This window comes from Escherichia sp. KTE159 (assembly GCF_000408805.1).
Taxonomy (GTDB): domain Bacteria; phylum Pseudomonadota; class Gammaproteobacteria; order Enterobacterales; family Enterobacteriaceae; genus Escherichia; species Escherichia marmotae.
On the sequence record NZ_KE137293.1, the window covers coordinates 329288 to 341693 of the forward strand.

A 12406-nucleotide genomic window follows, 5' to 3' on the forward strand; every position below is an offset into this window, starting at 1 on the left:
CTTCCTGTTATGAGAGTTATTGTAATGCCCGTAAAAGCGCATCGTTGTCAGCGTTATCAGCGACCTGAATGTCTTGCCAACCCAGTTCCCGGGCGAGTTTCGCCAGACGCTCGCTGACGACCAGTAGTCGACAGCGTAGTAACCAGTGCTCACGATACCATCGTGGAATCAGCGACCAGAGCTGTTGCAACATTTCACCGCTGGTAACAACGACCGTTGTCACTTCGCGGGACTGCCAGCGCATCGCTTCTTCTGCACCATCGTAATGAATGGCGCATCGTTGATAACATTCGCAAAAAGTAACTTCAGCCTCGCGTGCCGTCAGGGTTTCCCCAATCAGCTCACGACCGCCGTTGCCACGTAAAATTAGCGCACGTTTTCCCGCAATATTTTGTAATTCAGGTAATTGTAGCAAGACTTCGCTGATTTCCCGATCATGCGGATAACGAACTTCATGTCCGCTCACGGTATGCAGCACCAGCGCCGTGGTACGGCCAATAGCGAAATAAGTGGGTAGGGTGGGCCACTTAAGACCTTGCTGATGTAGCTGTGACTGGGCAAAAGCAACGGCATGTTGCGAAAGGGCAAACAACAGATCGCCTTCGCTCAGCTCCGCCAGCCGGTCGGCAAGTTGTGGCAATTGCCGACCAGGGGAAAACTCAATCAGCGGAAAATGCCAGGCCACCTGCCCCAGTGTGCGCAGACGGCTCACTAACTCTTCTCCAGCGGGAGACGGGCGGGTGACCAGGATACTCATGCCGGAGCGTCTCCGTTATAGACTTCAGCAAGGATTTCACGTGCGCCGTTATTCAATAGCTCTTCTGCCAGCGAAATGCCCATTTGCCCGGCATCTTGCGGCGCACCACGGCGTTCACCGCGAATAATCTGCGAACCGTCCGGTGCGCCGACCAGTGCACGCAGCCAGATTTCGCCATCAATAAGTTCGGCGTAGCTACCAATCGGCACCTGGCAACCGCCTTCAAGACGGGTATTCATGGCGCGTTCGGCGGTGACGCGCAGTGCAGTTTCGTGGTGATTGAGCGCGGCAAGAAGCTCGCGGGTGCGCGTATCATCAAGGCGGCATTCAATGCCCACCGCACCTTGTCCTACAGCCGGAAGAGAAACTTCTGGCGGCAGCGCGGCGCGAATGCGTGACTCCAGCCCTAAACGTTTTAAGCCAGCCACGGCAAGAATAATGGCATCGTATTCGCCATTATCCAGTTTACTCAGACGAGTACCGACATTGCCGCGCAGAGAACGGATAATGAGATCCGGACGGCGTTCAGCCAGTTGGCACTGACGGCGTAAGCTGGAAGTTCCGACGATGCTGCCCGCAGGTAACGCATCCAGACTGTCATAGTTATTGGAGACAAAGGCATCGCGAGGATCTTCACGCTCGCAAATGGTGACCAGCCCAAGACCTTGCGGAAATTCAACCGGCACATCTTTCATTGAATGTACGGCGATATCGGCACGGTTTTCCAGGAGCGCGACTTCCAGCTCTTTCACAAATAAGCCTTTCCCGCCTACCTTCGCCAGCGGCGTATCAAGAATCACATCGCCGCGCGTCACCATCGGCACCAGTTCAACCACCAGCCCTGGATGGCTCGCCATCAACTTGTCTTTGACATAATGTGCCTGCCAGAGTGCAAGTGGGCTTTGGCGTGTGGCAATTCTTAAAACATTGTCTAACATGCTTGTTACCGTCATTATCATCCATGGTCCATCCTAACATCCTTGCCGGAGCGATGTCAGTGTTGTGGTGAAACGTAGATGCCTGAGCAAAACGTAAAATATAGCCAGGCGGTGGATCCTGACAGGCGCTTCAAGCCGTCGTAATAAGGAATTTACAGAGAATAAACAGTGCTACACTTGTATGTAGCGCATCTTTCTTTACGGTCAACCAGCAAGGTGTTAAATTGATCACGTTTTAGACCATTTTTTCGTCGTGAAACTAAAAAAACCAGGCGCGGAAAGTGGTACGGTTACCTTTGACATACGAAATATCCCGAATGCCGCGTGTTTCCGTTGATGTTGCCGGAATCACAGACATGACGGGTAGCAAATCAGGCGATACGTCTTGTACCTCTATATTGAGACTCTGAAACAGAGACTGGATGCCATAAATCAATTGCGCGTGGATCGCGCGCTTGCTGCTATGGGGCCTGCATTCCAACAGGTCTACAGTCTGCTGCCGACATTGTTGCACTATCACCATCCGCTAATGCCGGGTTACCTTGATGGTAACGTTCCCAAGGGCATTTGCCTTTATACGCCTGATGAAACCCAACGCCACTACCTGAACGAACTGGAACTGTATCGTGGAATGTCAGTACAGGACCCGCCAAAAGGCGAGCTTCCAATTACTGGCGTATACACAATGGGCAGCACCTCGTCCATAGGGCAAAGTTGTTCCTCTGATCTGGATATCTGGGTCTGCCATCAATCGTGGCTGGATAGCGAAGAGCGTCAGTTACTGCAACGTAAATGCAGCTTGCTGGAAAGCTGGGCCGCCTCATTGGGGGTGGAAGTTAGCTTCTTCCTGATTGATGAAAACCGTTTCCGCCACAACGAAAGTGGCAGTCTGGGGGGCGAAGATTGTGGCTCCACCCAGCATATACTGCTACTTGATGAATTTTACCGTACCGCCGTGCGTCTCGCCGGTAAGCGTATTCTGTGGAATATGGTGCCGTGCGACGAAGAAGAGCATTACGATGATTATGTAATGACGCTTTACGCGCAGGGCGTACTGACGCCAAATGAATGGCTGGATCTCGGTGGTTTAAGCTCGCTTTCTGCTGAAGAGTACTTCGGTGCCAGCCTTTGGCAGCTCTACAAAAGTATCGACTCCCCGTACAAAGCGGTGCTGAAAACACTGCTGCTGGAAGCCTATTCCTGGGAATACCCTAATCCACGCCTGCTGGCGAAAGATATCAAACAGCGTTTGCACGACGGCGAGATAGTGTCATTTGGCCTCGATCCGTACTGCATGATGCTGGAGCGCGTTACCGAATATTTGACGGCGATTGAAGATTTCACCCGTCTGGATTTGGTGCGCCGCTGCTTTTATTTAAAAGTGTGCGAAAAATTAAGCCGCGAACGCGCCTGCGTGGGCTGGCGTCGTGAAGTGTTAAGCCAACTGGTGAAAGAGTGGAGTTGGGACGAATCTCGCCTGACGATGCTGGATAACCGCGCTAACTGGAAGATTGATCAGGTGCGTGAAGCGCACAACGAACTGCTCGATGCGATGATGCAGAGTTACCGTAATCTGATCCGCTTTGCGCGTCGCAATAACCTTAGCGTTTCTGCCAGCCCGCAGGATATCGGTGTGCTGACGCGTAAACTGTACGCTGCGTTTGAAGCATTACCGGGGAAAGTGACGCTGGTAAACCCGCAGATTTCACCGGATCTTTCCGAGCCAAATCTGACCTTTATTTATGTACCGCCGGGGCGTGCTAATCGCTCTGGCTGGTATTTGTATAACCGTGCGCCGACAATTGAGTCGATCATCAGCCATCAACCGCTGGAATATAACCGTTACCTGAACAAATTGGTGGCGTGGGCATGGTTTAACGGACTGCTGACCTCGCGCACCCGTTTGTACATTAAAGGCAACGGCATTGTCGATCTGCCTAAGCTGCAAGAGATGGTGGCTGATGTGTCGCACCATTTCCCGTTGCGCTTACCTGCGCCGACACCGAAAGCGCTCTACAGTCCTTGTGAGATCCGCCATCTGGCGATTATCGTCAACCTGGAATATGACCCGACGACAGCGTTTCGTAATCAGGTAGTACATTTCGATTTCCGTAAGCTGGACGTCTTCAGCTTTGGCGAAGAGCAAAAATGTCTGGTGGGTAGTGTTGACCTGCTGTATCGCAACTCATGGAATGAAGTGCGCACGCTGCATTTCAACGGCGAGCAGTCGATGATTGAAGCCCTGAAAACCATCCTCGGCAAAATGCATCAGGACGCTGCACCCCCTGATAGCGTGGAAGTGTTCTGTTATAGCCAGCATTTGCGTGGATTAATCCGTACTCGCGTGCAGCAACTGGTTTCTGAGTGCATTGAACTGCGTCTTTCCAGCACCCGCCAGGAAACCGGGCGCTTTAAAGCGTTGCGCGTTTCTGGCCAGACCTGGGGTTTGTTCTTCGAACGCCTGAATGTATCGGTACAGAAACTGGAAAATGCCATCGAGTTTTATGGCGCGATCTCGCATAACAAACTGCATGGTTTGTCAGTGCAGGTTGAGACTAATCACGTTAAATTACCGGCGGTGGTGGACGGCTTCGCCAGCGAAGGGATCATCCAGTTCTTCTTCGAAGAAACACACGATGAGAACGGCTTTAATATCTACATTCTCGACGAAAGTAACCGCGTTGAGGTGTATCATCACTGCGAGGGTAGCAAAGAGGAGTTGGTGCGTGATGTCAGTCGCTTCTACTCGTCATCGCACGATCGTTTCACTTACGGCTCCAGTTTCATCAACTTTAACCTGCCGCAGTTTTACCAGATTGTGAAGGTCGATGGTCGCGAACAGGTCATTCCGTTCCGTACCAAATCTATTGGCAACATGCCGCCAGCCAATCAGGACAACGATACGCCGCTGTTACAGCAGTATTTTTCGTGATGAGCGTGCCGGATAATTCAATTTCCGCCTCTGACTTCACGCTGATTTCATTTTCCCTCACTAAAGTTGCTCCCTGAAATTACATCAGGGAGAGGACATTATGCACAGTGACTGGGGAATGACGAGCCTGTCTATTATTTGGGGTGTCATAGAGGCGCTGCTCAGCGTCATCTTTATGTTTAGTTACCCAATATTTCGTAAGTTATGGGCGGGTTGTTTGTTATCGCTCGTAGCGAGTGGAGTAAGTATTCTGGTATGGCGAGAGTCTTATTATGAACGATGGGGTGATGGCGGTAAGTACGGTGTTGAGTGCCCCGACGTGCTGATTTCCTGTGATAACTACCACGTTTTGTATGAATTGAGTTGGTGGTTATATGGAGCAGGTTTTCTTTTTTTTATAGTGGCTCTTGTTGGGGGGGGATTTTCGCGGTGGCGAGTGGTTATTCCAGATGGCGAAGCTGATGTATAGCGGCAAACTCCCTATATGATCCGCTAAATGCGCTTTTCACCCAACTCTATAATTTTGCAGGATTTGTAGGCCGGATAAGGCGTTTACGCCGCATCCGGCAAAGAATTTTAGCGGAAGCTCACCGCTTCTCCTGCCTGCTGCGTCGCGGCCTGTTCCAGCAAATCCCAGAAGGTTTCGCCGCTACGGTCGCAAATCCACTCATCGCCTTTCAGGTCAAAATGGTAGCCGCCCTGTTTGGTTGCCAGCCACACCTGGTGCAGCGGTTCCTGGCGGTTGATAATGATTTTGCTGCCGTTTTCAAAGGTAATGGTCAGCACGCCGCCGTTGATTTCGCAGTCGATATCGCTGTCGCCATCCCAGTCGTCCAGGCGTTCTTCAATGGTCAGCCACAGTTGATCTGCCAGGCGATGAAATTCACTGTCGTTCATTGTTGTATCCTGTTTTTAAGTGATGGCGGCAGTATAAGTTGTTTCGTCTAACAGTGAAATCAACATGGTTCGGCTATAAAACTTAACCTTCATACCTCGTCCCATTCCAACGCAAGATTGTATCCTCGTCGCATAACAGGTCGTGTAGGCCATGATTCTTTTCTTTCATCAGGCTAATTTTGCTACAAAAATAATCAATGTTAATTCTGGAGTTATCTGGGGTCATAATACTGCAAGCCATAGTTGGTGCGTCACTCGCGGTATATCCACAATCATCTTTCCCGCAGGCAGCGGGAGGCGTGGAAGGTGAATACGTGCAGTTAAGCGTTTCGGAAATGCCATCATCATTAATGTCGAGGGGACGGCTAATCTCATCGCTGTCAGTGCTTAATGTCGTTGCATCCAGGATGACGTTTAGTTTTTGTATCTTGCTTGTGGCCGCGTAATTGAAGCTGCTTGCGGCCATTATGCTTAGAGCTATGCCAATCCGTAAGGCTATTTTTTGCATCCTGGTTCCTCTGTAATAATCATAATGTCGTTGTTATGAATTTCACGGACATTCTCTTCTCTGACGCGTGTTTTCGCCGGGCAGGGGGAGGGTGTAATCCTTACCTCTGTATCGGTCCATGTATAAACATTGCGATCGTCATAAGCAAAGCGCTCGTTTTTAGTTAGCGGACCGTTAACTGGAATAATTTGCACGCTTTTTGACCGTAATTGGCGGATAAAATAAGCATGTTGTTTGCCGCTATTAAATGAGCGATCAATGACCAGGTCTGGCGTATCCAGCGGGATTATCTCAAGCTGGTCTTCACCAAATGTCGATAATTTTGTTACATACAGCCGATCTTTATACTGCGCAATATTGCCAGTAATCAGATGAAATTGTTCAGGTTCAATACCTGGTAGGTCTATCCACTGGCTCCACTGACGGTCGGGCGTGAGCTGTTTACGCCAGCGAACGCGACTTTCCCCTACTTCAAAAGAGACGTCATCATCTACGGGTATTGCCTTGCCTGATAATTGACCAAAGGGATAACGATGCAAACCATTGTTGTCGCGAAAAACCAGCAGTGAATGAGGTATCCAGCGAATTATCTCAAATGAGTCTGCATTCGCTGCAAGGCGAACACCATTTAAATAAATGTTCTGCCCACTGCGGATAAGCAGACCATTGGAATACATTTCTCTGTTTACACCCATAAGACGTGGATTAATACCCCACCATCTTTTTTCTAATACAGTAACATCACTGCTGCTTCCCTGACGTCGACCAGACAAATAGAGATTTTTACTATCCACCAACGTGGTAGTGTTACCTTCGATAGATTTTAGCGTCGCCAGATCAACACGTGACGCGCCGCTATTACTTTCGGTGCGTTGTCCGTCAAAATAGAGGCTATATTTATCGACCGCAAAGCGGCCCATAGCCTGAAAGCTGGCAATATCGACAGTAGGTGTTCCCGGTGGGTTGCTAACAATTTTGCCACGCCAGAGAATAACGCGGCCATCTGTCACCCAGTGGTATTCCTCATTTTCTATGCTTATTTCATCGGAAGGTATATAACCCGTCTCCCCGGATATATTTTTCACAAGGCGCAAATCGGCCCTGTTCATCTCCGGAAATTGGGCAATGATTTTCTTATCCTCCCAATTACCTTTACCGTAAGACATGACACCGTGATCATTGTAATAGTCGAACCCTATGGCCTGTACGGCAGGTGTCAGAAATACGTGCCCCAACAGGATGAGTGCAAGTGTGATTATTTGACTATTCATTTTGTCGCCTCATTGCGCGGGGCAGGAATAAATTCGCCGTCATCGGTAATTTTTCCGTCCAGATATCCCGTTTTGTAATCTACGCCATAGCCATATCCCGAATGTTGTTCCTTCCAGATTAAGCGAACTTGTTTCGGATCAGCGGTGCGGTATCGCCAGAGCTGCGCGCCATCAAAGCTGTAAACGTAGCGGTTATCGCGGGCATACCATCTGCGTAAAAAGGGATGGTCATTAAGATGGGCTTCGCGTTCATCCGGAGAGCGGTTATCCAGTAAGATCAGCGGTCCGTCAGATTCAAACACGTGTAAACTGGAATGGTTTGGCCACCCTTCGGCACGCGTAAGTAAATAGCCGTGGCGCTTCCCGGCGTTGAAACGTTTGTTGATAATAAGATTGGGATCATCAAGTTTCACGATCTCCAGCTTGCGGTCACCAGACTCTGTTTCGATGATGGTATAAAGCGAGTCCTGATACTGGGCGACAGCATCACTGATGGGGTGGAACTGTTCAGGATCGAGTCCGGGTAATTCTTCCTGTTTACAAGCAGGCCCTTTACGCCAGAACACTTTCTTTTCCAGCAGAGAAAAATCCAGACAGTGCTTTGTTAAATCCTCATACCAGGCCAGATTTTCCTTGTCGAGGACCTTACGCTGCAGCCCGTTTTTATCACGCCAGGTCAAGAGTGAGCCGGGCATCCAGCGCACGACGGAAAAGGTGTCCGGGTCGGCATCCAGTTGTTCGCCGTTGATCAGGATTTTGGTCCGTGTTCGGGCAAGGGTATCCCAGGGGCCAAATGGGGCAGGAAGGCAGGGATTGAATGCTGTAGAGAATTTACCGCGCTGATCCCATGACTTTTGTGCCAGTACCGTAAAGGTGTTGGGATCATCAAGGCGCTGACCATTTGCGTAAAGATAGTGCTTGTCACGGAGAATCAAACCTAGCCAGTCTGGTTTCCATTGCGGGTTAAATTCTACCTGACGCAACGTTCGGCGGTTTAGTTGCTGGTTGCTATCGGTGCGTTTGCCTTCGTAATAGAGGCTGTACTTATCTGCGGCAAAATCCCCCCATGCCTGAAATGACGAGATATCGACTGGCGGCGTGCCTGGAGGGTTTTGCACCACCTCACCAGCGTAGAGAATAGCGCGACCATCGCTATAGTAAGAGTAATGGGGAAATGTTGCGTTTACGCCGCTGTAGACAACGTCTGTCGTGAGATCGGTTGCCGGGGGCACCGTTTCCCAATCTTCCAGTTTTGTTGGGTCAATTAACAAATTCGGTAACAGATGCAGACGCTTGTAGTTAATCTGCGGTAGCGAAAGATTGGTCTTTTCATAAGGGCGCAAGTACACCACGCCTTTTTCCTGTTGCTGGTAAATATTATGTTCAGGCTCATCAAGCCGACATCCCCATGCTGACGATAAGAACAGCGAACAAGACAACAAACAAACCACATTGCGATAGTGCATAAAGCCATCCTGGCGCGAGGTGTCGATCACGAAACCACCAGCAAAACATAAATCCCTGCGTGTAAGCGTTATACTCGCAGCAATTCCTCACTTTTCAGACTTCATAAAGAGTCGCTAAACGCTTGCTTTTACGTCTTCTCCTGCGATGATAGAAAGCAGAAAGCGATGAACTTTACAGGCAATCCATAATGAAAAACGTGTTTAAGGCACTCACTGTATTACTGACTCTTTTCAGCCTGACGGGCTGCGGTCTGAAAGGTCCGCTCTATTTCCCGCCCGCAGATAAAAACGCGCCACCGCCGACCAAACCGGTAGATACGCAAACGCAATCCACGTTGCCGGATAAAAACGACCGCGCCACTGGCGATGGCCCATCTCAGGTGAATTACTAAAAGTCAGTTTCTGTACCCGCGTGAATGGAGTAGATAATGCAGTTCTCGAAAATGCATGGCCTTGGCAACGATTTTATGGTCGTCGACGCGGTAACGCAGAATGTCTTTTTTTCACCGGATCTGATTCGTCGTCTGGCGGATCGGCACCTGGGTGTGGGTTTTGATCAGCTATTGGTGGTCGAGCCGCCTTACGATCCAGAACTCGATTTCCACTATCGTATTTTTAATGCTGACGGTAGTGAAGTGGCGCAGTGCGGCAACGGCGCACGCTGCTTTGCCCGCTTTGTACGCCTGAAAGGGCTGACCAATAAGCGTGATATTCGCGTTAGCACCGCCAATGGTCGGATGGTGCTGACCGTCACCGATGATGATCTGGTGCGGGTAAATATGGGCGAACCAAATTTCGAACCTTCCGCCGTGCCGTTTCGCGCCAACAAAGCGGAAAAGACCTATATTATGCGCGCCGCCGAGCAGACAATCTTATGCGGCGTGGTGTCAATGGGTAATCCACACTGCGTGATTCAGGTCGATGATGTCGATACTGCGGCGGTAGAAACACTAGGCCCTGTTCTGGAAAACCACGAACGCTTCCCGGAACGTGCCAATATCGGTTTTATGCAAGTGGTTAAGCGCGAGCATATTCGTTTACGAGTCTATGAACGTGGGGCAGGAGAAACTCAGGCCTGTGGCAGCGGCGCGTGTGCGGCAGTAGCGGTAGGGATTCAGCAAGGTTTGCTGGCCGAAGAAGTACGTGTGGAACTCCCTGGCGGTCGCCTTGATATCGCCTGGAAAGGTCCGGGTCATCCGTTATATATGACGGGTCCGGCAGTACATGTTTACGACGGATTTATTCATCTATGAAGCAACCAGGGGAAGAACTACAGGAAACACTCACGGAGCTTGATGACCGAGCGGTTGTCGATTATCTGATTAAAAATCCTGAGTTTTTTATCCGCAATGCGCACGCAGTAGAGGCAATTCGGGTGCCGCATCCGGTACGTGGCACCGTTTCGCTCGTCGAATGGCATATGGCCCGCGCGCGTAACCATATTCATGTTCTGGAAGAGAATATGGCGCTGTTGATGGAACAGGCTACCGCCAACGAAGGCCTGTTTTATCGCTTACTTTATCTGCAGCGCACTCTCACTGCTGCCAGCAGTCTCGACGATATGCTAATGCGCTTTCACCGTTGGGCACGCGATCTCGGTCTGGCGGGCGCGAGTCTGCGTCTGTTCCCGGATCGCTGGCGTTTAGGCGCGCCGTCGAACTATACCTATCTGGCATTGAGTCGTCAGGCTTTTGAACCACTGCGTATTCAGCGTCTGGGGCAGGAACAGCATTATCTGGGGCCGCTTAACGGGCCTGAACTGCTGGTGGTGCTGCCGGAAGCGAAAGCGGTGGGATCAGTAGCGATGTCGATGTTGGGAAGTGATGCTGATTTAGGTGTCGTACTGTTCACCAGCCGGGATGCCAGTCACTATCAACAAGGGCAAGGAACGCAGTTACTCCATGAAATTGCGCTGATGATGCCGGAGCTTCTGGAGCGTTGGATTGAACGCGTATGATCGATTTACATACCGATGTGGAACGCTATCTACGCTATCTGAGCGTGGAGCGTCAACTTAGCCCGATAACTCTGCTTAACTACCGACGCCAGCTTGAGGCGATCATCAATTTTGCCAGTGAAAACGACCTGCAAAGCTGGCAACAATGTGATGTGACGATGGTGCGTAATTTTGCTGTACGCAGTCGTCGTAAAGGGCTGGGAGCAGCAAGCCTCGCATTACGCCTCTCTGCGCTACGTAGCTTTTTTGACTGGCTGGTCAGCCAGAACGAACTCAAAGCCAACCCGGCGAAAGGTGTTTCGGCACCGAAAGCGGCACGCCATCTGCCAAAAAATATCGATGTCGATGATATGAATCGGCTGCTGGATATTGATATCAATGATCCCCTCGCCGTGCGCGACCGGGCAATGCTGGAAGTGATGTACGGTGCAGGTCTGCGTCTTTCCGAACTGGTGGGGCTGGACATCAAACACCTCGACCTGGAGTCCGGTGAAGTATGGGTGATGGGTAAAGGCAGCAAAGAACGTCGTTTGCCGATTGGTCGCAACGCGGTGGCGTGGATTGAGCACTGGCTTGATTTGCGTGACCTGTTTGGTTGCGAAGACGATGCGCTTTTCCTGTCGAAACAGGGGAAACGCATATCCGCGCGTAATGTGCAAAAACGCTTTGCCGAATGGGGCATAAAACAAGGGCTGAATAATCACGTTCACCCGCATAAATTACGTCACTCGTTCGCCACGCATATGCTGGAGTCGAGCGGCGATCTTCGTGGTGTGCAGGAGCTGCTGGGCCATGCCAACCTCTCCACCACGCAAATCTATACTCATCTTGATTTTCAACACCTTGCCTCGGTGTACGATGCGGCGCATCCACGCGCTAAACGGGGGAAATAATGCGTTTTTACCGGCCTTTGGGGCGCATCTCGGCGCTCACTTTTGACCTGGATGATACCCTTTACGATAACCGTCCGGTGATCCAACGTACCGAGCAAGAAGCACTTATCTTTGTGCAAAATTATCATCCGGCGCTGCGTAGCTTCCAGAATGAAGATCTGCAACGTCTGCGCCAGGCGGTACGGGAAGCGGAACCAGAGATTTATCATGATGTGACGCGCTGGCGTTTTCGTTCTATCGAACAAGCCATGCTCGACGCCGGGCTGAGTGCCGAAGAGGCCAGTGCAGGCGCACACGCGGCGATGATCAACTTTGCTAAATGGCGCAGCCGTATTGATGTGCCGCAGCAAACTCACGACACCTTAAAACAACTGGCGAAGAAATGGCCGCTGGTGGCGATCACCAACGGTAATGCCCAGCCTGAATTGTTTGGCCTGGGCGATTACTTTGAGTTCGTGCTGCGTGCTGGCCCGCACGGGCGCTCGAAACCGTTCAGCGATATGTACTTTCTGGCGGCAGAAAAACTCAATGTGCCGATCGGTGAGATCCTGCATGTTGGCGATGATCTCACCACCGACGTTGGTGGGGCAATTCGCAGCGGAATGCAGGCGTGCTGGATCAAACCGGAAAATGGCGATCTGATGCAAACCTGGGACAGCCGTTTACTGCCGCATCTGGAAATTTCCCGGTTGGCATCTCTGACCTCGCTGATATAATCAGCAACTCTGTATATATACCCAGCTTTTTGGCGGAGGGCGTTGCGCTTCTCCGCCCCAACATTTTTACG

The 12406-nt window shown here is 50.8% G+C and carries 13 protein-coding genes; 7 read left to right on the forward strand and 6 right to left on the reverse strand.

Going from position 1 to position 12406, the window contains the following annotated elements; translation table 11 throughout:
* Nucleotides 1-16: 16 nt before the first annotated feature.
* Both hemD and hemC read right to left on the reverse strand, forming a co-directional pair.
* Nucleotides 17-757 (reverse strand): uroporphyrinogen-III synthase, encoded by a 741-nt coding sequence (hemD, locus tag A31E_RS03485; protein ID WP_016249442.1) that lies wholly within the window; start codon nucleotides 755-757, stop codon nucleotides 17-19.
* Nucleotides 754-1695, reverse strand: a complete 942-nt coding sequence (gene hemC, locus A31E_RS03480) for a hydroxymethylbilane synthase (RefSeq protein WP_010377386.1) — start codon at nucleotides 1693-1695, stop codon at nucleotides 754-756. Before hemC ends, hemD begins: the two co-directional genes overlap by 4 nt.
* A gap of 385 nt (nucleotides 1696-2080) precedes the next feature.
* Between hemC and cyaA the strand changes: the two genes are divergently transcribed.
* Entirely contained in the window at nucleotides 2081-4627 is a 2547-nt protein-coding gene (cyaA, locus tag A31E_RS03475; protein ID WP_001517390.1) for a class I adenylate cyclase, read from the forward strand.
* Nucleotides 4628-4727: 100 nt separating this feature from the next.
* Entirely contained in the window at nucleotides 4728-5096 is a 369-nt protein-coding gene (locus A31E_RS03470; protein ID WP_001517389.1) for a hypothetical protein, read from the forward strand.
* A 107-nt stretch (nucleotides 5097-5203) separates the two neighbouring features.
* Here A31E_RS03470 and cyaY read toward each other — a convergent pair whose 3' ends face one another.
* The 4 genes from cyaY to A31E_RS03450 form a co-directional block, all read right to left on the reverse strand.
* The gene (gene cyaY / locus A31E_RS03465) at nucleotides 5204-5524 is read right to left on the reverse strand and encodes an iron donor protein CyaY (RefSeq protein ID WP_001517388.1); all 321 of its coding nucleotides are present in this window, start codon (nucleotides 5522-5524) and stop codon (nucleotides 5204-5206) included.
* Nucleotides 5525-5606: 82 nt separating this feature from the next.
* Complete coding sequence (locus tag A31E_RS03460) at nucleotides 5607-6032, reverse strand: hypothetical protein (RefSeq protein ID WP_001517387.1); 426 nt, start codon at nucleotides 6030-6032, stop codon at nucleotides 5607-5609.
* The gene (locus A31E_RS03455; RefSeq protein ID WP_016249443.1) at nucleotides 6020-7303 is read right to left on the reverse strand and encodes a hypothetical protein; all 1284 of its coding nucleotides are present in this window, start codon (nucleotides 7301-7303) and stop codon (nucleotides 6020-6022) included. Before A31E_RS03455 ends, A31E_RS03460 begins: the two co-directional genes overlap by 13 nt.
* Complete coding sequence (locus A31E_RS03450; protein ID WP_016249444.1) at nucleotides 7300-8769, reverse strand: hypothetical protein; 1470 nt, start codon at nucleotides 8767-8769, stop codon at nucleotides 7300-7302. The genes A31E_RS03455 and A31E_RS03450 overlap by 4 nt, the downstream gene beginning before the upstream one ends.
* Nucleotides 8770-8957: 188 nt before the next feature.
* Here A31E_RS03450 and lptM point away from each other — a divergent pair, with 188 nt between their 5' ends.
* Genes lptM through yigB form a run of 5 tightly spaced genes read left to right on the forward strand, consistent with a single transcriptional unit; the run spans nucleotide 8958 to nucleotide 12335 of the window.
* Nucleotides 8958-9161 (forward strand): LPS translocon maturation chaperone LptM, encoded by a 204-nt coding sequence (lptM, locus tag A31E_RS03445; RefSeq protein ID WP_000799886.1) that lies wholly within the window; start codon nucleotides 8958-8960, stop codon nucleotides 9159-9161.
* A gap of 36 nt (nucleotides 9162-9197) precedes the next feature.
* Entirely contained in the window at nucleotides 9198-10022 is an 825-nt protein-coding gene (gene dapF / locus A31E_RS03440) for a diaminopimelate epimerase (RefSeq protein ID WP_001160644.1), read from the forward strand.
* The gene (locus A31E_RS03435) at nucleotides 10019-10726 is read left to right on the forward strand and encodes a DUF484 domain-containing protein (protein WP_001517383.1); all 708 of its coding nucleotides are present in this window, start codon (nucleotides 10019-10021) and stop codon (nucleotides 10724-10726) included. The genes dapF and A31E_RS03435 overlap by 4 nt, the downstream gene beginning before the upstream one ends.
* Entirely contained in the window at nucleotides 10723-11619 is an 897-nt protein-coding gene (gene xerC / locus A31E_RS03430; RefSeq protein ID WP_000566225.1) for a tyrosine recombinase XerC, read from the forward strand. Before A31E_RS03435 ends, xerC begins: the two co-directional genes overlap by 4 nt.
* A complete protein-coding gene (yigB, locus tag A31E_RS03425) occupies nucleotides 11619-12335 on the forward strand; it encodes a 5-amino-6-(5-phospho-D-ribitylamino)uracil phosphatase YigB (protein ID WP_001213593.1) in 717 nt (238 codons plus the stop codon). The genes xerC and yigB overlap by 1 nt, the downstream gene beginning before the upstream one ends.
* Nucleotides 12336-12406: the final 71 nt, after the last annotated feature.